General features: G+C 64.4%; 16 protein-coding genes and 1 pseudogene. 8 read left to right on the plus strand and 9 right to left on the minus strand.

The annotated features are described in order from the left end of the window. Both ACO054_RS18175 and gltX read left to right on the plus strand, forming a co-directional pair. A complete protein-coding gene (locus ACO054_RS18175; RefSeq protein WP_421707996.1) occupies positions 1 to 1,704 on the plus strand; it encodes an NAD+ synthase in 1,704 nt (567 codons plus the stop codon). Positions 1,705 to 1,737: 33 nt separating this feature from the next. Beyond that, positions 1,738 to 3,066, plus strand: a complete 1,329-nt coding sequence (gene gltX, locus ACO054_RS18180; protein ID WP_421707997.1) for a glutamate--tRNA ligase — start codon at positions 1,738 to 1,740, stop codon at positions 3,064 to 3,066. An 18-nt stretch (positions 3,067 to 3,084) separates the two neighbouring features. Here the strand turns inward: gltX and ACO054_RS18185 are convergent, their stop codons facing one another. Together ACO054_RS18185 and lepA are read right to left on the minus strand one after the other, a co-directional pair. Continuing rightward, positions 3,085 to 5,199: a mechanosensitive ion channel family protein gene (locus tag ACO054_RS18185; RefSeq protein WP_421707998.1), complete on the minus strand. Its 2,115-nt coding sequence runs from the start codon at positions 5,197 to 5,199 to the stop codon at positions 3,085 to 3,087. A 404-nt stretch (positions 5,200 to 5,603) separates the two neighbouring features. Continuing rightward, positions 5,604 to 7,405 (minus strand): annotated as a pseudogene (lepA, locus tag ACO054_RS18190) (translation elongation factor 4). A 290-nt stretch (positions 7,406 to 7,695) separates the two neighbouring features. Here lepA and ACO054_RS18195 point away from each other — a divergent pair. Together ACO054_RS18195 and ACO054_RS18200 are read left to right on the plus strand one after the other, a co-directional pair. After that, positions 7,696 to 8,145, plus strand: coding sequence for a CBS domain-containing protein (locus ACO054_RS18195; RefSeq protein WP_421707999.1), 450 nt, complete (start codon positions 7,696 to 7,698; stop codon positions 8,143 to 8,145). A gap of 192 nt (positions 8,146 to 8,337) precedes the next feature. After that, a complete protein-coding gene (locus ACO054_RS18200) occupies positions 8,338 to 8,919 on the plus strand; it encodes a DUF2889 domain-containing protein (RefSeq protein ID WP_421708000.1) in 582 nt (193 codons plus the stop codon). Between the two features lie 127 nt (positions 8,920 to 9,046). Here the strand turns inward: ACO054_RS18200 and ACO054_RS18205 are convergent, their stop codons facing one another. Next, entirely contained in the window at positions 9,047 to 10,291 is a 1,245-nt protein-coding gene (locus ACO054_RS18205) for a glycosyltransferase family protein (RefSeq protein ID WP_421708001.1), read from the minus strand. Positions 10,292 to 10,653: 362 nt separating this feature from the next. Here ACO054_RS18205 and ACO054_RS18210 point away from each other — a divergent pair, with 362 nt between their 5' ends. Both ACO054_RS18210 and ACO054_RS18215 read left to right on the plus strand, forming a co-directional pair. Next, complete coding sequence (locus ACO054_RS18210) at positions 10,654 to 13,368, plus strand: ATP-binding cassette domain-containing protein (protein ID WP_421708002.1); 2,715 nt, start codon at positions 10,654 to 10,656, stop codon at positions 13,366 to 13,368. A 109-nt stretch (positions 13,369 to 13,477) separates the two neighbouring features. Next, positions 13,478 to 13,945, plus strand: coding sequence for a cyclic nucleotide-binding domain-containing protein (locus ACO054_RS18215; protein WP_421708003.1), 468 nt, complete (start codon positions 13,478 to 13,480; stop codon positions 13,943 to 13,945). Between the two features lie 77 nt (positions 13,946 to 14,022). Here ACO054_RS18215 and ACO054_RS18220 read toward each other — a convergent pair whose 3' ends face one another. The 5 genes from ACO054_RS18220 to ACO054_RS18240 are packed head-to-tail and all read right to left on the minus strand — an operon-like array spanning position 14,023 to position 17,455. After that, positions 14,023 to 14,667: a TIGR02466 family protein gene (locus tag ACO054_RS18220; protein WP_421708004.1), complete on the minus strand. Its 645-nt coding sequence runs from the start codon at positions 14,665 to 14,667 to the stop codon at positions 14,023 to 14,025. Positions 14,668 to 14,715: 48 nt separating this feature from the next. Continuing rightward, a complete protein-coding gene (locus ACO054_RS18225; protein ID WP_421708005.1) occupies positions 14,716 to 15,282 on the minus strand; it encodes a GNAT family N-acetyltransferase in 567 nt (188 codons plus the stop codon). 42 nt (positions 15,283 to 15,324) lie between these two features. Continuing rightward, the gene (locus ACO054_RS18230) at positions 15,325 to 15,525 is read right to left on the minus strand and encodes a DUF2256 domain-containing protein (RefSeq protein WP_421708006.1); all 201 of its coding nucleotides are present in this window, start codon (positions 15,523 to 15,525) and stop codon (positions 15,325 to 15,327) included. Then, on the minus strand, positions 15,522 to 17,072 hold the full coding sequence (locus ACO054_RS18235; RefSeq protein WP_421708007.1) for an FAD-binding domain-containing protein: 1,551 nt from the start codon (positions 17,070 to 17,072) through the stop codon (positions 15,522 to 15,524). The genes ACO054_RS18230 and ACO054_RS18235 overlap by 4 nt, the downstream gene beginning before the upstream one ends. Positions 17,073 to 17,080: 8 nt before the next feature. Then, entirely contained in the window at positions 17,081 to 17,455 is a 375-nt protein-coding gene (locus ACO054_RS18240; protein ID WP_421708008.1) for a thiol-disulfide oxidoreductase DCC family protein, read from the minus strand. Positions 17,456 to 17,529: 74 nt separating this feature from the next. Between ACO054_RS18240 and dapB the strand changes: the two genes are divergently transcribed. Further along, on the plus strand, positions 17,530 to 18,336 hold the full coding sequence (gene dapB, locus ACO054_RS18245) for a 4-hydroxy-tetrahydrodipicolinate reductase (protein WP_421708009.1): 807 nt from the start codon (positions 17,530 to 17,532) through the stop codon (positions 18,334 to 18,336). Between the two features lie 72 nt (positions 18,337 to 18,408). Here the strand turns inward: dapB and ACO054_RS18250 are convergent, their stop codons facing one another. Then, on the minus strand, positions 18,409 to 18,810 hold the full coding sequence (locus tag ACO054_RS18250; RefSeq protein ID WP_421708010.1) for a hypothetical protein: 402 nt from the start codon (positions 18,808 to 18,810) through the stop codon (positions 18,409 to 18,411). Between the two features lie 403 nt (positions 18,811 to 19,213). Between ACO054_RS18250 and ACO054_RS18255 the strand changes: the two genes are divergently transcribed. Then, positions 19,214 to 22,162: a [protein-PII] uridylyltransferase gene (locus tag ACO054_RS18255; RefSeq protein WP_421708011.1), complete on the plus strand. Its 2,949-nt coding sequence runs from the start codon at positions 19,214 to 19,216 to the stop codon at positions 22,160 to 22,162. Positions 22,163 to 22,190 lie beyond the last annotated feature (28 nt).

Consider the following 22,190-nt stretch of genomic DNA (forward strand, 5'->3'; position numbering starts at 1 on the left):
ATGAGCGACCGCCTCTCCATCGCCCTGGCACAAATCAACCCGACCGTCGGCGACCTTCCGGGCAATCTCGCACGGCTGCGGGCTGCCCGCGCGGCGGCCGCGGAGGGCGGTGCCGATCTGGTGGTCGCACCGGAACTCTGCGTTTCCGGCTATCCGCCCGAAGACCTGGTGCTGAAACCCGATTTCCTCAACGGCATCGCGGCGGTCGTCGATGAGCTGGCGGCCGAGACGGCGGACGGTGGGCCCGCTCTGTTGATCGGCGCGCCCTGGCGCGACGCGCAGCAGGGCCAGGACGATCCGCAGCCCGGCACATCCCTGCGCGGTCATGTCTACAACGCCGCCCTGCTGCTCGACGGCGGCGAAATTCGGGCAGTACGTTACAAGCACGACCTGCCGAACTATGGCGTGTTCGACGAGGCACGGGTCTTTGCCGCCGGCCCCCTGCCGGGACCCGTCAGCTTCCGCGGGGTGCGTCTGGGCATCATGGTCTGTGAAGACATGTGGACGCCCGAGGTGACGGAGTGCCTGGAGGAGTCCGGCGCCGAGATCCTGATCGTGCCCAACGGCAGTCCCTTCGAGACCGACAAGCTGGAGGAGCGCCAGCAGCTCGCGATCCAGCGGATCACCGAGAGCGGTCTGCCCTTGATCTATGTGAACCAGGTGGGCGGTCAGGACGAGTTGGTCTTCGATGGTGCCTCCTTCGTGCTGGACGCCGCTTGCCACTTGCGTGCGCACTTGCCGGCCTTCCAAGAGGCGGTTGGCCTGACCCAGTGGGAGCGCACCGACGATGGCTGGACCTGCCACACCGGCGATCTGGTCGAGCCGCTGGAGGGGCTGGAGGCGACCTACCGGGCCTTGATGCTCGGCTTGAAGGACTATGTCGGGAAGTCGGGATTTCCCGGCGTGGTGATCGGCCTCTCGGGCGGCGTGGACTCTGCCCTTTCGGCGGTGATCGCGGCCGACGCGCTGGGTCCCGAGCAGGTCCACTGCGTGATGATGCCCTCCCCCTACACCAGCGCCCACTCGCTGGAGGACGCGGCTGCGCTTGCGGAGCTGAACGGCTTGCGTCTCGACGAGATCGGCATCGCGCCGGCCATGCAGGCCTTCGACGGCATGCTGCGCCCGGTGTTCAATGGTTTACCGGCCGATACGACCGAGGAGAACATCCAGGCGCGGTCGCGCGGCATCGCTCTGATGGCAATCTCCAACAAGCTGGGCAAGATGGTGCTCTCGACCGGCAACAAGTCTGAGATGAGCGTCGGCTACTCCACGCTCTATGGCGACATGTGCGGCGGCTTCAACGTCCTGAAGGATGTCTACAAGACCACCGTCTATCGCCTCTGCCACTGGCGCAACCAGCAGCGGCCGGCCGGCGCCCTGGGTGCGGAGGGCCGTGCGATCCCGGAACGGATCATTACAAAGGCTCCCTCGGCCGAACTGAAGCCCGATCAGACGGATCAGGACTCCCTGCCGCCCTACGACGAGCTGGACGATATTCTCGCCTGCCTGATCGAAGGCGAGATGTCGCTTGCAGATATCGCCGAACGGGGACATGCGCGCGAGATCGTGACCAAAACCTGGCGCATGCTGGAGAACGCGGAGTACAAGCGGCGTCAGGCGCCGCCCGGCGTCAAGATCACCCGGCGCTCCTTCGGCCGCGACCGGCGCTATCCCATCGTCAATGCCTTCAAGAGCCCGCTCTAGGGGACCTTTGTCCCGGGCCGTGTGGAACCCTCGATGAAAGTTCGTTTCGCTCCCTCGCCGACCGGGCGGTTGCATGTCGGCAACGCCAGGGTTGCCCTGCTGAACTGGCTCTGGGCCAAGCAACAGGGTGGCGCTTTTCTCTTGCGGATGGACGACACCGACAGCGAGCGCTCGACGGCGGACTTCGCGGCCGGCATCGAAGAGGATCTGACCTGGCTGGGGCTGTCCTGGGACGCCTTCGCGCGGCAGTCCGACCGCGGCGCGCGCTACGCGGCCGCCGTCGAGACGTTGAAGACGGTAGGCCGTCTCTACGCCTGCTACGAAACGCCCGAGGAACTGGAGCTCAAGCGCAAGCTGCAGCTCAAGTCCGGCCGACCGCCGATCTACGACCGGGCCGGACTGCGCTTGACCGAGGCCGAGCGGGCGGCCTTCGAAGCGGAGGGCCGGCGTCCCCACTGGCGCTTCCGGCTCGAGGCTACACCGATTTTCTGGAGCGACGCAGTACAGGGGGACAAGCACTTCGAGGGGCAGAACCTCTCCGACCCTGTCCTCCTGCGTGGCGACGGACGGCCTCTCTATACCCTCTCCTCGGTCGTCGACGACATCGAACTGGGGATCACCCATGTCCTGCGGGGCGAGGATCATGTCGGCAACACCGCCGTGCAGGTCCAGCTCTTCGAGGCTCTTGGCGGTGCGGTACCGACCTTCGCCCATCTGCCGCTGCTGACGGATATCGCGGGTCAGGGGCTCTCGAAGCGTCTCGGCGCCCTGAGCCTCAAGGCCTTGCGGGAAGATTCCCTCGAGGCCATGACGATCAATAGTTATCTCGCGAAGCTCGGAACGCCCGATCCGATCGCGCCTTACCAGGACCTGGACGCCCTGACGGCCGACTTCGACGTCACGCGCTTCGGACGCGCCACGCCGAAGTTCGACCCCGGCGAGCTGGAGCATCTCAACGCCAAGCTTCTGCACGAGATGCCCTACGCAAAGCTTCGTCCCTGGCTGGAGGCGCGTGGGTTGACGGAGGTGCAGGAGCCGTTGTGGCTGGCGGTGCGCGGCAACCTGAGCCGGCGTGGCGAGATCGGTCTCTGGCGCCAGGTGGTGCATGGCGAGATCACGCCGGAGATCGAGGAAGCCGACTACATTGCCCAAGCTGCCGACCTGCTTCCGCCGGAGCCCTGGGACGAGACGACCTGGGGCAGCTGGACCGGTGTGCTCAAGACAGCGACCGGCCGCAAGGGCAAGGCCCTGTTCCTGCCCCTCCGCAAGGCCTTGACCGGTCAGGCTTCGGGTCCGGAATTGGCCGCACTGTTGCCGCTGATCGGTCGGGACAAGGCTTTGTTGCGTATGTCCGGCGCGTAAGCCGTTTGCGCGCGGAGTTCAGGCTTTGGCGGGCTGAGTTTTGGCCTCTTGCTCCGCCTCTTCCGCCGCGATTGCAGCGGCGCCCGCCGACTCCGCCAGCCTCTGTTTCTGTTCGTCGGAGAGTGTGAGGTCGGCCGGCAACTCCACCGTCACCTTTCGGTGGGCGAAGGCGATACCGTTCTCTTGAAAGGCCTTCTGAACGCGGGTGTAGAGCTCCTTGCGGAGCACGAACTGGCGGCCGGGCCTGCTCATGAACTTGCCGCGCAGGATGATGGCCGAGTCCTCGATGGACTTGATGCCCTGGCTCTTGAAGGGTTCGATGAAGTCGCCGCCCAGATCCGGGTGTTCCAGCATCTCGGCGCCGACCTGCTTGAAGATCTTTTTGACCTTTGTGGTGTCGGTATCGGTCGGCACCCGAAACTCCATCTTCATGATGACCCAGTCGCGGCTGAAGTTGGTCAGATGCCGAATCTCTCCGAAAGGCACGGTGTGCAGGGGGCCAAGGTGATGGCGTAGAACCAGTGAGCGGACGTTGATCTTCTCGACCGTTCCCTTGACGGAGCCGATGTCCACGTACTCTCCCTTGCGGAAGGCGTCGTCCATCAGGAAGAATAGACCGGAGACGATATCGCGCACCAGCGTCTGCGCGCCGAAGCCCACGGCGATGCCCACCACACCGGCGCCGGCCAGAAGCGGGCCGATATCGACGCCCAGCGACGACAGGACGATCAGGACGACGATCACCGCAAGCGTGATCTGAAGGAAGCGCAGCACCAGCGGCATGATGGTTTCCAGCCGCGATGCGCTGGCACTGCCGCCTTCGTCGCCTGCGACTGGGTTCCCGTCGCTCTGGCTTTCGAGATAGCGGGCCAGCGCCGCCTTGGTGACACCCCAGACGACATAGGCGACCAGGAGGGTCAGTGAGATGTCGACGAGCGCACGCATGAGCTCGGCGCCCAGTCCGGCGCGGCCGAGCGTGAAGAAATCCACGCCCCAGACCCGGCCGATCAGATAGACCGATGCGATCACCAGGAGAATACGCGCGGCCCGTTTGAAGACGGGAAGGGCTTGGCGTCCCACCTCCGACTGCCTGGCGGGAAAGAGATGGTCGAGCAGACTGCGCAGGAAGAAATCGGCTGCTGGGATCAGGAGGACGACGATGAGACTGACCAGACCGGGATAGGCGGCCGTCTCTCGACCCACAATGCTCTTGTAGGTCGAAAGCCCGTAGAGAAAGAGAAGGTAGCCGATGAAAGCGGCGGGCCAGAGTGCGACCAAGCCTGCGAGGAACCGACGCCGGGTTCCGTCCGTCTCGATCTCCGCGACGACTGCCTCGGTTATGGGACGGTGTAGCCGCAGGACGCCGACGATCAGCAGGATCACCATGACAAGAGCTAGCGTGTGCAGCAGAAGTTGATGCAGAACCTCGGGCAGGCCGAGATTCTGCATCAACCCGCAGGCCAGAAGTCCGAAGGTGGCCACATAGGTTGCCAGCATGAGCCAGCGGTATGTCCGCTGGGACGTCTCGTCGTCGAAGGGCGCGATTCTCAGCGCCGGTGCGAAAGGCGCGAGGAAGAAACGGGAGATCACTGAGATCAGCCGGGTGATCACCAAAGCCGTCAGGAAGGTGATCACGACCATGCGGGTTGCTTCGTGACCTTGGTACAGCAGCAGGAAGCTTCCGAGGATCACCAGGGTGAAAACAGCCACACCGAAGACGTCGAGGCCGAGTCGCGCAGCCAGGCAGCCGAGTCGCTGCAATGCCTCGGCGTTCGGCGGTGGCAGCAGGCCTGCGTAGAGGCCCCGGGCGAGCCAGCGATACCCCCGCTCGGCCGCCAGCGCTAAAACTGCGATGGCGGAAAAGAGAACGAGAACGAAGAGCGGATGATTCGGGCTGCGCCCCTCGGACAGTCGGGCATAGGCGAAGCCTGGAACCGTGGCGAGCCCGCCAACCTGCGAGAGTCGCTCGCCAAAGCGCTCCCGAAACAGCGTGATGTCTTGGTGAAGGTTCTCGATCGTGCGCGCTTCTGTGCTTTCTTGCGCTCCCTCCGCCGCCGTGAAGGACAGCATCATCTCGCGCACCTGCTGATCGGAGAGACGCGACAGCAGCGCGGCGCGTTCTTCGGCATTCAACTGGCTGAAATCGACTTGAGGGGGAGGTTCCGATGGTGGCAAGGGCACCTGTGCCCAACCGACTGCAGAGGTTACCAGCAGACCGATTATGAAACCCGCCAGCGTCAAGGCCCTTCGATAGCTTCTGTTGCGGCCTCTAACAGTCACCCGACCCTCCGTAGACCGATGTCAAGCTGCCGCCTGTATCTTCGGAGTTAGACTAACCCGGTTCGGCAAAACCCCTATCGAAATAAGGCTGATGAATTCAGAAAGGCTATTGTTGTTCGACTACGAAAGAACGGCGGCTTTTCGGGACGGACCTAGCTCATTTGCGGGGAGATGCAGACTACAGCTGTCAAAGACGCAAGCTGAGGAGAGCGCTGCACCCGTCTGTGTCCGTCGGATACCGCCGGCCCAACCCGGACTCAGTCCTCGCCCATTTTGAGCGCGGCGAGGAAGGCCGACTGCGGGATTTCGACGTTGCCGATCTGGCGCATGCGCTTCTTGCCCGCCTTCTGCTTCTCCAGCAGCTTGCGCTTGCGGCTGACGTCGCCGCCGTAGCACTTGGCGGTCACGTCCTTGCGCAGGGCCGAGACGGTTTCGCGCGCGATCACCTTGCCGCCGATCGCGGCCTGAATGGCGATCTTGAACATCTGCCGCGGGATCAGGTCCTTCAGCTTTTGACAGAGTGCGCGCCCGCGCGCCTCCGACTGGCTGCGGTGTACCATGATCGCCAGGGCGTCGACCGGGTCGCTGTTGACGAGCACGGAGAGCTTCACCAAGTCGCCTTCGCGATAGTCCTCCAGGTGGTAGTCGAAGCTGGCATAGCCCCGCGTGACAGACTTCAGGCGGTCGTAGAAGTCGAAGACCACCTCGTTGAGCGGCAGCCGGTAGACCACCATGGCGCGCGTGCCGGCATAGGTCAGGTCGATCTGTTCGCCGCGCCGTTCCTCGCAGAGTTTCAGCACCGCGCCCAGATGCTCGTCCGGCACCAGGATGGTCGCGCGGATCCAGGGCTCCTCGATCGTCTTGATCTTGGTGACCTCGGGCATGTCGACAGGGTTGTGCAGCTGCAATGAGGTGCCGTCGGTCAAATGCACCTTGTAGACGACGCTGGGGGCCGTCGTGATGAGGTCGAGGCCGAACTCGCGCTCCAGGCGTTCCTGCACGATCTCTAGATGCAGCAGGCCCAGGAAACCGCAGCGGAATCCGAAACCGAGGGCCGGGCTGACCTCCGGCTCGAACTGGAATGACGCGTCGTTGAGCGCCAGCTTGCCCAGGCTGTCGCGCAGCTCCTCGTATTCGGCCGCATCGGTCGGGAAAAGGCCGCAGAACACCACCGGGACCGAGGGCATGAAGCCCTCCAGCGGAGTCGCACAGGGGCGCTTCTCCTCGGTGACGGTATCGCCGACCTTGGCGTCCTGGATTGTCTTGATGCCTGAAATGACGTAGCCGATTTCGCCGGGTCCCAGAACCTCGGCCGCCGTCTTGGCCGGCGTGAAGGTGCCGACCTCGGTCACGTCATGCACCGCGCGGGTGCCCATGAAGCGCAGCTTGCGGCCGGCGCGCAGCTCGCCCTGAATCACCCGCACCAGGACAACGACGCCGAGGTAGGTGTCATACCAGGAATCGACGACCAGCCCTTGCAGAGGCGCCGTCGCGTCGCCCGTCGGCGGCGGCAGGCGGCGCACGATGGTCTCCAGGACCTCGGTCACGCCCTTGCCGGTCTTGGCCGAGATCTCGTGCGCGTCCGAGGAATCCAGCCGACCACCTCTTCGATCTGCTCCTTGATCCGCTCGGGTTCGGCGGCGGGCAGATCGACCTTGTTCAGGACCGGAACGATCTCGTGGTCGTGTTCCAACGCGAGGTAGACGTTGGCCAAAGTCTGGGCTTCGACGCCCTGGCTGGCGTCGACCAACAGGATCGAGCCTTCGCAGGCCTTGAGCGAGCGGCTGACCTCGTAGGTGAAGTCCACATGCCCCGGCGTGTCGATCATGTTGAGCACGTAGTCCAGACCGTCCTGCGCGGTGTAGTGCAGGCGAACGGTCTGGGCCTTGATGGTGATGCCGCGCTCGCGCTCCAGTTCCATGGAGTCCAGAACCTGTTCGCGCATCTCCCGGTCGGTCAGGCCGCCGCAGATCTGAATCATGCGGTCGGCCAGCGTCGACTTGCCGTGGTCGATATGGGCGATGATGGCGAAGTTGCGGATGCGCGACAGCTCGGTCATGCGGGCTCGAATAAGTTGGTCCGATAGAAAAGCCGCGACGCGGAAGTCTCCGCGCCGCTCGCCGCGCAACATAGGGTTCCTGGGGACCGGGAGCAACGCCGGGAACTCTTGAGGGATCCGAGATTTTGGGGCGGGCGACCGCGAGGGGCGTTCCGGCAGCTCCCAGGCCTCGCGACAGCGATCGCACAGCTTTATCCGAGGGGCGCCCTTGCTCCCCAGTAGCGGTCGGGTCACACTGATCGCGACATGTCTTGGCAAAAAGACAGGAAAACAAAAGGAGGATAGCGAGCATGAACCGCCGGATCATGCCGGACGTGATAGCGCCGGGCCAGCAGCTCTCGACGCTGGGTCCCAGCGCGACGGTGACGGAGGCGGTGCGCCTGATGCGCGACCGCCATATCGGAGCCGTTCTGATCCTGGAGGATCAGACGTTGCTGGGCATCTTCACCGAACGGGACGTCTTGACCCGCGTTGTGGCCCAGGAGCGAGATCCGGCGACGACGTCGCTGTCGGAAGTGATGACCGCAAATCCGGACACCGTGGCCCCCGACGACAAGGCCATCGACGCGCTCGACCGCATGTCCACCCAGGGCTACCGCCATCTGCCGGTTGTCGCCGGTGAGCGCGTGGTGGCGATCCTCTCGATCCGCGACCTCTATGCAGCGGTGCGCCGGAGCCTGGAGCGCGACTTGCGCGAGCGCGACGCCTACATCTTCGGCGAAAGCTACGGCACCAGCTGAGTTCCTGCGGTTGGCGGCCCTGAACTGAGGCCGGTCCGTTTGCAAAATACCGTCGCGAAACCTGTGCCGCTCTCCGCCTTGGACTAGGGCGGACCTCCCCCTATAGTGCAGTGCAGCACCGGCGTTCCGGACGGGGTCGTCCTTTCGCCAACGGCAACCAGCCTGCCGATTTCCGGAAGAGCCGCGCCGGTCATGACCTTGCCGGAGGCCCTTATGCCGCTTTCCGCGCCCGCCGTGGACCGCGAACACCTGCACACCCGCAGTTACGACTTCGCCGGCTATCGCCGCGATGACGGTTTGTGGGACATCGAAGGCCGCATCGTCGATACCAAGACCTACGGTTTTCCCAACGACCACCGCGGCTACATCGACGCAGGCGATCCGCTCCACGACATGTCGATCCGCCTGACCCTGGACGAAGATTTCGTCATCCAGGCAATCGAGGCGGTCACCGATCATGGACCGTTCGGGATCTGCCCGGCGATCACTCCGAACTTCCAGCGCATGGTCGGAGTCAGGATCGGACCGGGTTGGCGCAAGGAGGTGCGCAGCCGCCTGGGCGGTGTCGAGGGCTGCACGCACCTGGTCGAGCTGTTGCTGGCCATGGCCACGCCGGCCTACCAGGCGATGTACCCCGTCCGCTCGAATAAGGAGGGGAGCCGTCCGACCGGCAAGAAGCCGGCCTTGCTTAACTCCTGCCACGCCTTTTCGGAGAAGGGGCCTGTCGCCAAGAAAGCCTGGCCGGAGTTCTACACCGGCGAGGAGACTGTTTGAGAATGGCCCTGCAGGCCCATTCTGGGCTCTGTTCCGTCCCTCTCCCCCACCCGGTCACCCACGACAGTATCCTGAATGGGTGGCCGGGTGGGGGAGAGGGACGGAATAGAGCAGTCCCAAACAGTCTCTAAACGCCGGTGCCGGCGGTTATCAGGTGAGGCCGGCGCCCGTGAGTCAGGCACTGCTCGGCCAGGCGCACCACGTTGTCGCTGCCGTCGAGCAACCCAGGGATCACCCGCTCGGCCGGCCGGGACTGATGCGAAAGGCCTTTCAGCGCCGTCGCCATGGCCTTGGGGCTGCGGTCGCGCCCGGTCTGGCCGGCCTCCAGCATGCGCACCAATCCCAGATCCTGAGCGCGTGCGGCCCGCATGTGCTGCTCCAGCCGAGGCTCGGTGCGTGGAATCATCAGGGCGCGTTTGTTGAAGGACAGGACTTCGCAGAAAGTGTTGTAGCCGCCCATGCAGACGACGCCGATCGCGCGCTGCATCAGGCTCTCCACCTGCGGGTGGAAGGTCAGGGCCTCGACCTGGTTCAGGCGGTTGACGCGTGCCATGAAGTCAGCCTGCTGTTCGCTGCCCATGAAGGGGCCCAGCACGATAAGCGCGGGATGGGGGATCGAAGGGTCGCTTTCGTAGGCCGACAGGACCCAGTCCACGATGGCTTCGCCGTCGCCGCCGCCGCCTACGGTGACCAGAACGTAGGGTTCGGCGATCTTTTCCAGATAGACGGGTTGCGGTGCCGCGGCGGCCGGTCGGCGCAGGTATCCGGTGTAGCTGATGCGCTTGGCGACGGAGGGCGGCAGGTCGAGACCGGCCAGTGGCTCACAGATCTGCGGCAGCCCGTAGATCCAGATATCGTCGTAGTACTGGCTCAGCGCCGGCAGAACGTGCTTGCGCTCCCATTCGTGCGCCAGCATCTCGGGATCGTCCATCACGTCCCGCAGGCCCAGCACGCAGGGCACCCCGCGCTGGTTCATCAAGCCGAGTGTCGGCGTGACCTCGCCGCGCAGGCCCAGTGGCTCCTTGTCCACGATGAAGAGGTCGGGATCGAAAACGTCGGCCGTGTGTTTGATGATCGAGGCGCGCAGGGACAGCGTGTCTTCGACGGCCAGCGGCAAGGTCAAGGAGGTGTATTCGCCGTTGCGCAGCTTGATCACGCCGGGAATGCGCACGAAATCAACCCGGCTGCGGAAGTCGAAGCTGCCGATAATCGGGGATCCGGAGAGGATCAGCACACTGGCCTTGCTGTCGGCTTCCACGAGGGCATGCGCGATCTCCCGGCAGCGCCGCAGGTGGCCCAGGCCGAAGGAATCGTGACTGTAGATCAGAATCCGCGCGCCGCGCTGGCGCTCGGCCAAATCAGGATCGGACATCTGGAAGGACACCCCCCACCTGCGGAACCCGTCCGATGGTACGGACCTGATCGCCCCGCGTCCCCCGCGCTGACACCAGCGCCTCGACGGCGATGTTCCCCCGCGTAGCTTGATCCGGCTTCGCGCATCGCAACCGCAGCCGATCATGCCAGACGGGACGACGATGGCAAAGGGTGGGTTGCGCAAGGCGAGCCTGCAAGACGACTGGTGGCGTTAGATCTTCGATCCTGTGACCGGTCTCACAACTTCTTGGACATAAAGGCCTTTGCGCCCCATTCCCAGTTTCCTCTCTGTAGTTTAGGCTCTGCCGATTCCAGGAGGCAGACGCCTCCCTTGGCAGGGTTGAGGTCGGCCGACTGGCCATGGAAGCCAATCTGTTTCGTTACATCTGGCGTCATTCGCGGCGCGATCAGTTGGCGATTCTGCTGCTGGTGGTGCTATCCCTGCCTTTCTATTTCCTGTCCCTGAATCTGCCTAAGCAGATCGTCAATCAGGGCATTCAGGGACAGGGTTTCGACTCCGTCGACGACACCCGCTTTTTCGGACGCATTCATCTGCCGTTCGGTGAGGCGATGACCGGCGAGCCCATCCTGCTGTTCGAAGGGTTGGAGTTGGCGCAGCCTGGCTTTCTGCTGGCGCTCAGCTTCACTTTCCTCGCGTTGGTCTGCGTCAACGGCGGCTTCAAGTTCGTGATCAATACCGCCAAGGGTCGGCTTGGCGAGCGCATGCTCCGGCGTCTGCGTTACGAGCTGACCGACCGTCTGCTGCGGTTTCGTCTGCGAACGCTGCGGCGCATGAAGTCGGCGGAAGTCGCCACCATGATCAAGGATGAGGTGGAGCCGCTGGGCGGTTTCATCGGCGATGCCTTCGTGACTCCCGCCTTCCTGGGCGGTCAGGCGATCACGGCCATGGTTTTCATCATGATCCAGTCGGTCTGGCTGGGGCTGGTGGCGGGTGCCGTTCTGGCGATTCAGGCCATTCTGATTCCGAAGTTGCGCGTCCCGATCCTGCGTCTCGGCAAGGAACGTCAGCTCACCGCCCGCCAACTTGCGGGGCGCATCGGCGAGGTCATGGACGGCGCGGTCGAAGTGCATGCTCACGACGCCTCCAATTGGGAGAGAGCCGAGCTGACCGGCCGTCTCGGCCGAATTTTCGCGATCCGATTCGAGATCTTTCAACGCAAGTTCTTTGTCAAGTTTCTCAACAACTTCCTGGGGCAGTTCACGCCTTTCGTCTTCTATGCGGCCGGCGGCCTGCTGGCGATCAACGGGCAGCTCGACATCGGCGCCCTGGTCGCCGTGATCGCCGCTTACAAGGATCTGCCAGGCCCGGTCCGCGAGCTGCTGAATTGGGAGCAGACCCGAAACGACGTCCAGATCAAGTACGACCAGGTCATCGAGCAGTTCCAGCCGACCGACGTGGTCTCCTCCGCTCAGCAGGACCCCTCGGTCGAGGTCACGCCGTTCGAGGGCGACCTCAAGGTCTCGGGCCTGACGCTGACCGACGAGTCCAACAACCGCATTCTCGATCAGATCAGTTTCGAGATGCCGCTCGAGTCCGCCACCGCCGTGGTCGGCGATGCCGCCAGCGGCAAGGACCATCTCGCTCTTCTGCTGGCGGCTTTGGTGCCGCCGGCCGGGGGCTCGATCCAGATCGGCGCTCAGGCTCTGACGAAACTGCCGGAGGCCGCGACGGGTCGGCGCCTCGGGTATGTTGGGCCGGATGCCTACCTCTTTCCTCAGTCTGTGCGGGAAAATCTGGTCTACGGCCTCAAGCACCGGCCCTTGGCGGATCGCGAGCGCGACGGGGAAGCGCTGAAGCAGCATCACTGGCATCTGGCGGAAGCCCGCAAGACCGGCAATATCGATTTCGATCCGCAAGCGGATTGGATCGACTATGCGGCGGCCGGCTGCGATGGGCCCGACGCGCTCGAAAGGCAGCTCCTCGAAATCCTGAACTTGGTTGACCTGAATGCCGACGTCTATCGCTTCGGGCTCGGACGCACCATCGATCCGGAGAAGCAGCCGGAGGTGGCCGCCGGTCTGATGAAGGCGCGGGCGCGCCTGACCGAGCGTCTGGCGGCGCAGGGCCAAGAGGACTTGGTCGTGCGCTTTGACCGGGCGGCCTACAACCCCAATGCATCCCTGGCGGAAAACCTGCTGTTCGGCACGCCGCGCAAGCCGGAGTACGCGCCTCAAGCCTTGCCCGACAACCGCTTGGTGCTGGAGGTTCTGCGCGAGGCCGAACTCGAAGCGCAGCTGCTCGCCAAGGGCCTCAGCATTGCCGAGACTATGGTCGAGATTTTCGCTGATCTGCCGCCGGGCCACCCGTTCTTCGACCAGTTCAGTTTCATTTCGGCCGACGATTTGCCGGAGTTTCGCCAGCTCGTTCAGCGGGCGGAGAAATCGGGCGCCGACGGGCTGCCCGAGGTCGATCGCAAGCGGCTTCTGGCCTTGCCGTTCCGCTACGTCGACGCCCGACACCGCCTGGATCTGATAGACGACGATTTCCGCGAGCGCCTATTGAAGGCGCGCGATGCGCTGCATCACCGCATCGAGACGGAGGACGCCGACGCCGTCGAGTTCTATGACGCTCGCGCCTACAACGCGGCAGCCAGCCTGATGGACAACATCCTGTTTGGGCGCCTCGTCTATGGCCGGGCCGAGGCGGAGGAGACGGTCGGCGCCACCGTTTCCGAAACGCTCGAGGAGCTGGGTCTGCACGATGCGGTTGTCTTGGTTGGCCTAGACTATAATGTCGGGGTTGCGGGAAAGCTGCTGTCGGCAAGCCAACGCCAAAAAGTAGCGATTGCTCGCGCTCTCCTGAAACGCCCGGATTTGCTGATTCTCAACGAGGCGACAGCGGTGATGGACGGGGCAACTCGTTCGCACTTGCTCGATCGCCTGCTGCAGCATCGCGGCAAGACGGGTATCGTCTGGGCGTTGGAGCGGGCTCGTTTGGCCGAACGGTTCGACCGGGTTCTGGTTCTTCAGAACGGTCGCTTGGTCGAGCAGGGTGCGTTCTGCGACTTGAGGGACAAGGGCCGGGCTCTTCCAGACCTTCTGGCGTCGGACTGACGTCGGGCCAACGAAAGGGTCGGTTCGGTTGATAGCCGGTCGAAACCGGCGACAGGGGTAACGGGGGCGGTTCCGACAAGCAAGGACCGCGAGGCGGAGGGCAAGAGCAATGGGTTTGGAGCAGGAAGTTGAGGTTCTGAAGCGGATACCGCTGTTCGCCAATCTCGAGCCCGCGCGCCTCAAGCTGATGGCCTTCGCCAGTGAACGCATGACCTTCAAGCCGGATCAGGCGCTCTGCCGCGAGGGCGATCCCGGCGATGCGGCCTACATCATCGTCGACGGCAAGGCCGACATTCTCAAGGACACCGTCGACGGTCCCGTGAAGGTCGCCGAAGTCGGTCGAAACGCGATCATCGGCGAGATTGCGATCCTGATTGACGTCCCTCGCACTGCCTCGGTGGTTGCGACCGACGAATTGACGGCTCTGAAGATCACGACCGATCTCTTCTATCGGCTGCTCGCCGACTTTCCGGAGATGGGAGTCGAAATCATGCGGGTATTGGCGCGCCGCCTGGAGGAGACGACCGACAAGCTGGGCGAGGTCGAAGATCGTCTGCGTCGGGCCGAGCGGAGCTAGTACGAGATCGTCTTTGCGCCTTCAAACCAAAGCATAAAGCCAAGTCCCAACTTTTACGGTGGGCAGCGTCTCGAGCCTCAGTGCTGCTCGGGCAGATAGCTCTCGGAGCGCTTCAGAACGAGATTGAAGGAAATGGAGATCCGTGGCTTGCGGCTGAGGTTCGGATGCACGAAGTGGTGCAGAAAGGCCGGCCAGAGCAGGATCGTGCCAGACTCCGGCAGCAGCGTGTATTCGGCCTCGATCTGCGGGTCGCCCTTGATGGCCGTCATATTGGCCTGAGCCCGTGGATCGTAGAAGGAAATCGCTCCGGGGCGCCGGTCGCGCCGGCCGGGCAGTTTCTCGGAGTCCTGCGGCACGGCCACGTAATAAGTCCCGGACAGATAGGCGTGCGGATGGTTGTGCAGGTCGTGGTAATCGCCGAAGCGGTTCACGTTGGCCCAACCTTGCAGCGACCAGCGCAGTTCGTAGTCCAGACCGCCCCGCTGCAGGTAGTCGACCGCCGTCTTGTTGATGCAACTGCGCAGCCAGGCGACCGCGGGATGGTCGGATTCCAGGAAGTTGCCGCCCAGGTAGTCGGTCGTCAGGTCGTCCGACTTGGCGTCCAGGTCGAGGATCATGCCGGAAAGCACGCCGTTCGCTTCCTTCGCGCCGGGTAACTGGCGTTTGAGCAGGCATGTCGGCCAAAGATCGAGAAAACCTTGAGCATCGGGCTGTTGCGTCATGGGGCAGGTCTCTGCCAGAGCAGAGCGCCGGCGGCAAGCCGCGAAGAGCTAGCCGCCTGGCCGCGTCAGCCAAGCGCTGCGTTCGAGCCGGTAGAACGGCAGATCGACGCCGTAGGCATGCCGCGTGCCGTCGCGTCTAAGCCCCAGTCGTTCTGCGACCGCAAGGGAACGCTGGTTGCCGGGCTTGATGACGGCGACGATCGGATCGAGCGCCAAGTCCCGGAAACCGTAGTCCAGAACGGCCTCGGCCGCCTCGGTCGCGTAGCCTTGGCCCCAGGTATCGCGGGCGAAGCGCCAACCGATTTCAACCTCGCTGTTGCCGTCCAACGTGGTCAGGAGAACGAAGCCCAGAAACCTCTCCGGGGTCTGCTTGGGAACGACGGACCAGAAGCCGAGTCCTGGGCCATAGTCCTGATCGACCCGACCGACGAGTTGCACCAGGCGATCCTGCTGCGTCTCCTCGGTAATCGGCGTGCGGATGAAGCGCATCACTTCGGGATCGGAGTCTAGCGCCATCATGGCATCTAGGTCCTCGGCGCCGATCTGCTTGAGCAAAAGGCGGTCGGTCTCCAACTTCGGGAGCCGATCTGTCGGACTGGCTGTCTCTGTCTCCACAACGTAACCCTTAAGACCCGATGGCGAGCTCTGGCAATCTTCTTAGATCCCTACGATACCCTTATCGCGACGTGCGCGGCGGCAGCGTTCAGAGCAATAACGTACGGTATCCCAGACACGTTCCCATTTCTTGCGCCAAGTGAAGGGTCGGCCGCAGTGCGCGCAGGTCTTTCGGGGTAGCTCGGCCTTGCCGCCCCGCCTGCCGCCTCCCCGCCTGCCACCGCCTCGCGTGCCGCGGCTCACAGCTCCATTTCTCTCTGACGCCCATCCTTCCCCTGACGTCCATCGGCCCGCTTTGGACTTCGGCCACGCCGGCCCGTTTGCTGCAGCCCCGAACGTCGGCTGCCGTGCTTGGCCTGAATGGCCTCGGCGTTCTGTCGAAAGGCGTCCGATCTTCTGAGCGCCCAGATGGCCTGTCGCGCGCGCTGCGCCGCAGCTTTGTGATCGACCACCGGGGCCGGGTAGTCGAGCTGCGCAGCTTCGCCCCACGACCAGGGTTCGTGGATGTGGGAGGCCGGTACCGCTCGCAGTTCCGGCACCCACTGCTTCACGAAACGTCCGTCTGGATCCTGGTCGTACCCCTGCTTCACGGGGTTGTAGATCCTCACCGTGTTGATGCCGGTGGTGCCCGACTGCATTTGCGTCTGCGGCCAATGGATCCCGGGCTCGTAATCCGTGAAGAGCCGGGCAAGATGCAGGCCGGTGGGGCGCCAAGGCAGCCAGAGATGATAGCTCGCGACGGCCATCAGCATGGCGCGCATGCGGAAGTTCATCCAGCCGGTGTCGATCAGCGCGCGCATGCAGGCGTCCACGAAGGGCAGACCGGTCCGACCCTCGGCCCAAGCTTGGAAGCGCCGGTCGTCCATGGGTTTGTCCAGGGCGTCGTAGGCCGGATGGAGGTTGTCGAACTCCATCCCGGGGGCATCCTCAAGTTTCTGCATGAAATGGCAGTGCCAATGGAGGCGGCCGATGAAGGAGTTGAGCGATCCACACCAGCCCTCGGCCTTCGCGCCGCTCTGCCGCCGCCGCTGGAGTTCTTGCTTTGCCGCCTGACTTGCTTCGCGCAGCGATACGGACCCCCAGGCAAAATGCGCCGACAGGCGCGAACAGGCCGCGAAGCCGGTCACCGGGCTGGACATCGCGCGCCTGTAGGTCCGACCGCGCTCGGTCAGGAAGCTTTCGAGGAGCCCCAGTCCGATCTGCCGTCCGCCTTGCTGACGCTGCCCGCAGGGATCCGGGCGCAGGCCGAGATCTGCCGCGGTTGGCAGGATGCCTTCTGCGATGTCCGCAATCGGCTGAAGCATGGATGGCTCCGGGGCGGTCGGCTCGGCCATGAAGCGATCCCACTTGCGAGCCCATCCGTTTCGGGAGGCCAGGCCGCGAATGACCCCGTGTTGGCGAAGTTCGTGCCAGGGAATGCCCTCTGAGTGGGTCCAGGCCTGCAGGCGTTTGTCGCGGGCGAAGGTGACCGCATTCCCGGTCTCTTGATGGGACCAGATGGCGGTGATGCCGTGCCGGCGGTGAATCGCCTCCAGGACAGCGACGATCTCGCCCTGCCGGATCACCAGCGGTTGGCCGAGCGCGGTCAGCGCTTGGCGCAGCTCCTGAAGGCATTCGACCGCGAAGGCCCAGTGACGCCCGCTCATGTCCTCGGCGCCCCAGACGTCGGGTTCGGCGACGTAGAGCGGCAGGACGGGCCCCAGATCCGACGCGCGCAGGGCGGCTTCGGCCAAGGGAGCGTGATCGCCGCTTCGAAGATCGCGTTTGAACCAGACGACTTGCAGCCCCATGACGGCCGTCACGCCATTTGGCGGGAAAGCCAGGGGCGGATCTTGAGAAAGTTCCGGTAGGCGCCTTCCAGAAGTCGCAGGATCGGCGGCCAAGCCGCCAAGGGTGCCGCACGGCTGAAGCCCGGCAACTGCCGCCAAACCGCGACAAAGGCGGCTGCGCCGCTCTCAAGTCGGCCGTCCGGATGGCGAGCATGGAAGCGTTGCAAGGCCGCTTCGCGCGTCAAGCCGCACCCGGGCTCGGCATCGGGGCGGCTGACGTCGTCCCAGGCGATTCGGCCATGACGGTCCAGGCGCCGATACAACGCAACCTCTCGCCGGCACAACGGGCAGGCACCGTCGTAGTAGACGGTTAGGGCGGGCGTCTGCGCAGGATTGCGGTTCATGCGCTCGACATAGAGCTGTGGCGCCGCTAGGGAAGCTGTCGTGGCCCAGCTTACACGACCAGGGGAGGACCAAGATGGGTGATGTCAGGATCGGTATTCTGGGCTGTGGCGGACGCATGGGGCGGCAACTGCTGGCCGGCGTCATGGATACGCCAGGTGCACAGCTGGCGGGCGGCAGCGAGCGGCCGGGCAGTGCTGTTGTCGGTCAGGATCTCGGAGTTCTGGCGGGGCGCGAAGCGCTCGGCCGCTCGGCCGTCGACACGCCCGCTGTCATCTTCGCCGATAGCGATCTGGTCATCGACTTCACCTTGCCTCGGGCAACTGCCCTGCATGCCGGGCTCGCGGCGGAGCATGGAACGGCGCTGGTGATCGGCACGACGGGATTGCTGGAAGAACACTTGGCCGAACTGGAGCGCGCGGCCCAGACGGTGCCGGTGCTTCGCGCCGCAAACATGAGCCTCGGGGTAACTCTCCTGATGGAGTTGGTGCGCCAGGCTGCCGCGAAGCTGGACGAGGCCTACGACATCGAGGTCCTGGAGATGCATCACCGCCACAAGGTGGATGCGCCCTCGGGAACCGCGCTGGCGCTCGGCGAGGCGGCGGCGGAGGGACGCAACGTCGATCTCGACGACGCCAGCGTGCGTGTGCGCGATGGGCAAACTGGTCCGCGCCCGGCCGGAACGATCGGTTTCGCCACGCTGCGCGGCGGCGACGTGGCCGGCGACCACTCCGTGATCTTCGCTGCGGAGGGCGAGCGGCTCGAATTGGGGCATCGCGCCTCGAGCCGGCAGGTCTTCGTTCAAGGCGCCCTGAAAGCCGCCCTCTGGCTCCAGGGCAAGCCGGCCGGGCTCTACTCCATGCGCGACGTGCTGGAGCTCTAGAGCAGGATCGCCTTAGGTGGGATCGCTTTGGCGATTCTACCTAAGGCGTGAATCCTACTCTCATCATAAGGTTTAGGGCGCGCGCTCGTCTGCGGTCAGCTGCTGCCTCTCGCCGTAGCTGTCCTCGATGATGGCGCTGGCGGTCCAGTCTTCCGGATCCGCGCCCTCGGGCAGAGCGAGTCTCGCCCAGGCGCGCAGGACCTCGGGCGGTTCCTCTGGTTGCTGCGACCGCCGCGTCAGGAGATCCAGGCTGAGCGTGACGCCGACTCCCTCGTTGGAGCCGCCTGACAGGCCGACACGGGGGTTGGCCGCGCGTCCCGTCAAGCGGCTGCCGTGGCGAATGGAGTCCGGGGATGCGACACGCCTCTGGTTCTCCGGACCCGTCAGGCGCAGCTCGACGACGCGTTCGTCGCGTCTGAGCCCGGTGACCAGCAGTTCGACTTCCGGGCGACCGCCGGCGTCTCGCGTGACCACTGAGGTCAGGGATGCCAGCGGGTTGCTGCCGACCCGCGCGTTCGACTCCGACTGTTCGGTGGGGCTGGAAAGTGAGCCTGCCTGGGGCGCCGGTTCCGACGCGGGGTCTTGGCTGCAGGCGATAAGAGCTAGGCAGAACAGCCAGACGGGGCCCCGCGCGAGAACTCTGTTTAGCCAGCCTGGCCACCCCGATCGAGAGCGCCGTAGTTGCACCGATGTCGAATGGCGCGGCATTCTGAACAGGCGGCACTGCCGGCGGAGAAGCTCGATACCCATGGCTGCCATGTAGGACGGTCGCGGCTGCGGTGCAGGGTCTTCACCTTGTCATAAGCCCCGATCTGCCAACATCGAACAGGGAGCCTCTTCTCGCGCATTCCTCCAAAACAGGCCACAACAGGACGTTATGGACACCACAGTTACCCTGAAGCAGGACGAGCAGCGCTCCGACAGCGGCGCGGTGCCGCCGGCACGTGCGCGCCGCCGCTATGTGTCGCGTCCGCAAGGCGCTGGGAACCGCCGTGCGATCCTGGATCGCGGGAAGCTGCAGGACAGGATGGCGGCGCTTGTGATGCGCGCCTCGACGCCGGAGCGGGCGCGCAGCGAGATTCTGGAGCTGCTGAAGGGAACGCTCGCGCAGGGGCGCGAGGAAATCCGACGGCGCTTCGAGGCGGGTGCTTCGGGTCGGACAACGGCCGCACTTTTGGCCTGGCAGGCCGACCAGATCGTTCGCCTGATCTACGATCACGTCGGGCAGGATCTGTATCCGCTGGCCAATCCTTCCATGGCGGAGCGGCTGTCTCTCGCGGCCGCCGGCGGCTACGGTCGCGGAGAGCTGGCGCCCTACAGCGATATCGATCTGCTGTTCCTGCTGCCCTACAAGACGACGCCGCGGAGCGAGCAGGTCATCGAGTCGGTCCTCTATTATCTCTGGGATCTCGGCTTCAAGGTCGGCCACGCGACCCGCAGCGTCGACGACTGCCTGCGCCAGGCACGCCAGGACGTGACCATTGCCACCAACCTGCTGGAGTCCCGCTTTCTTTGGGGCGATCAGGCGCTTTTCCTGGAGTTCAAATCGCGTTACGCCGCCGAGGTTCAGGCCGGCAAGGGGCTCTGGTTCGCTGAAGCCAAACTGGCGGAGCGCAGCCGGCGACACCAACGCTACGGTCAAGGTTCGCGCTACGCCTTGGAGCCGAACGTCAAGGAGTCGAAGGGCGGACTGCGCGACCTCCACACGATCTTCTGGCTCGGTAAGTTCCTGTATCAGGTCGATGCGGTCGAGAAGTTGATCGATAAGGGTGTCTTCACCAAGGCGGAGGCGCGGACCTTCGGCAAGGCTCTCGAGTTCCTCTGGACCCTGCGCTGTTGGCTGCACTACCAGACCGGTCGCGGCGAGGAGCGGCTGACCTTCGATCTGCAGCATGCCATCGCGCCACTCATGGGCTACACCGAGCACGCCGGCAAGAAGGCCGTCGAACGCTTCATGAAGCGCTACTTCCTGGTTGCCAAGGATGTCGGCGATCTGACCCGGATCTTCTGCGCCCAGATCGAGGCGGAACACAACCGACGCTCCCGCTTTCGGCTGCCGCTGCTGCGGGGCCGCGGCAAAATCGGCGGGTTCAAGCTCGAGGGAGATCGCCTCACCGTCAAGGGGCCGGAGCATTTCGCCGATAAGCCGGTCGACCTGTTGCGTCTCTTCCAGGTTGCTCAGGCCAACGATCTGGATATCCACCCCGACGCTCTGCGTTCTGCGACCCAGTCGTTGAAACACATCGATAAGGCACTTCGCGAGACGCCCAAGGCAAACCAGGTCTTCCTGGACATTCTGACTGGCGAGCAGAACCCCGAGACGGCATTGCGGCGGATGAACGAGGCCGGCGTGTTGGGCCGTTTCCTGCCCGACTTCGGGCGGGCCGTCAGCATGATGCAGTTCAACATGTATCATCACTACACGGTCGACGAGCACACGCTCTTCGCGATCGGAATCCTGCATGCCATCGAACAGGGCAAGCTGCAGGACGAAGCGCCGATCGCCAGCAGCGTCGTCCACAAGGTTCTCAATCGCCGTGTGCTCTTCCTCGCCGTCCTGCTGCACGATATCGCCAAGGGCCGTCCGGGCGACCACTCGGAGGAGGGGGCCAAGATCGCTCACCGTCTCTGCCCGCGCCTCGGTCTCTCGCCTGAGGAGACGGAGACGGTCGCCTGGCTGGTGCTGCATCACCTTGCGATGTCCGATACCGCTTTCAAACGGGATATCGATGACCCCAAGACCATTCAGGATTTCGCCGGGCTCGTGCAGTCGCGCGAGCGCTTGAACCTTCTGCTCGTCCTAACGGTCGCCGACATTCGTGCCGTCGGTCCCGGCGTTTGGAATGCCTGGAAGGCGTCTCTGTTGCGCGAGCTCTATTGGCGGAGCGAAGAGGTGCTGTCCGGCGGTTTCTCGACCGAAGGCCGGGAACGGCGGATCGAGGTGAAGAAAGCGGCTCTGCGGCAAGCTCTGGAGGAATGCGCCGAAGCGTTCGACCCGGATTGGATCGAAGGTTTTCTCGAACGTGGCTACGACGCCTACTGGCTTTCTCTCGATGTGGAAACCCTGGTGCGCCACGCGCGGCTAATCCGTACCGCCGAAGCCGAGCAGCGGCTGCTGACTGTCGACACGCGTGTCGATCCCTACCGCGAAGCGACCGAAGTGACGATCTATACGGCGGACCATGCTGGTCTCTTCAACCGGATAGCCGGCGCCTTGGCAGTGGCAGGTGCCAACGTGGAGGTCGCACGCATCTTCACCCACAAGGACGGCATGGCGCTCGACATCTTCTGGGTCCGCGATGCTGCAAACGGCGGCGCCTTCGCCAAGCCGAGCAAGCTCGCCAAGCTCTACGCGGCGATCGAACGGACGCTATCCGGCTCGATCCGTCCTCTGACCGAACTTCGTCGCCAAGCGCCGAATCTGCCGTCCCGCTTCGAGATCTTCACCGTGGCGCCCCGTGTGTTGATCGACAACGCGGCGAGCCGCCAGCACACGGTGATTGAGGTCAACGGCCGCGACCGGCCGGGCCTGCTTTACCGGCTAACCTTGGCGCTGGCACGACTCGGCTTGATGATCGATTCGGCTCAAATCACCACCTATGGCGAGCGCGCGGTCGACAGCTTCTATGTTCACGATGCGCTCAACTCGAAGATCGAAAGCCCCCAGCGCTTGCGGGCGATTCGGAAGAAACTGTTGGAAGCCTTGGAGGACGGTGTCTGCGCTCCGGCTGATACGGAGACCGTCCGGTCGCGTCGGAAGTCTCCTGCGGCCGTCAAGACCGCATCCAAACCCACGAAGAGCAAGAAGCGAGTAACGGCGGGCTGATCCCCGCAGTTTGGTTGGCGCGGTTCGG

Origin of the sequence: Algihabitans sp. (genome assembly GCF_965226985.1) — a bacterium.
GTDB lineage: Bacteria > Pseudomonadota > Alphaproteobacteria > Kiloniellales > DSM-21159 > Algihabitans.

Excerpts from the sequence above, each read along its gene's own strand:
- ACO054_RS18175 (WP_421707996.1), top strand. The coding sequence starts at position 1 with ATGAGCGACCGCCTCTCCATCGCCCTGGCACAAATCAACCCGACCGTC.
- ACO054_RS18235 (WP_421708007.1), bottom strand. The coding sequence starts at position 17,072 with ATGGGGCTGCAAGTCGTCTGGTTCAAACGCGATCTTCGAAGCGGCGAT.
- gltX (WP_421707997.1), top strand. The coding sequence starts at position 1,738 with ATGAAAGTTCGTTTCGCTCCCTCGCCGACCGGGCGGTTGCATGTCGGC.
- ACO054_RS18200 (WP_421708000.1), top strand. The coding sequence starts at position 8,338 with ATGACCTTGCCGGAGGCCCTTATGCCGCTTTCCGCGCCCGCCGTGGAC.
- ACO054_RS18220 (WP_421708004.1), bottom strand. The coding sequence starts at position 14,667 with ATGACGCAACAGCCCGATGCTCAAGGTTTTCTCGATCTTTGGCCGACA.
- ACO054_RS18215 (WP_421708003.1), top strand. The coding sequence starts at position 13,478 with ATGGGTTTGGAGCAGGAAGTTGAGGTTCTGAAGCGGATACCGCTGTTC.
- ACO054_RS18205 (WP_421708001.1), bottom strand. The coding sequence starts at position 10,291 with ATGTCCGATCCTGATTTGGCCGAGCGCCAGCGCGGCGCGCGGATTCTG.
- dapB (WP_421708009.1), top strand. The coding sequence starts at position 17,530 with ATGGGTGATGTCAGGATCGGTATTCTGGGCTGTGGCGGACGCATGGGG.
- ACO054_RS18255 (WP_421708011.1), top strand. The coding sequence starts at position 19,214 with ATGGACACCACAGTTACCCTGAAGCAGGACGAGCAGCGCTCCGACAGC.
- ACO054_RS18210 (WP_421708002.1), top strand. The coding sequence starts at position 10,654 with ATGGAAGCCAATCTGTTTCGTTACATCTGGCGTCATTCGCGGCGCGAT.
- ACO054_RS18240 (WP_421708008.1), bottom strand. The coding sequence starts at position 17,455 with ATGAACCGCAATCCTGCGCAGACGCCCGCCCTAACCGTCTACTACGAC.
- ACO054_RS18195 (WP_421707999.1), top strand. The coding sequence starts at position 7,696 with ATGAACCGCCGGATCATGCCGGACGTGATAGCGCCGGGCCAGCAGCTC.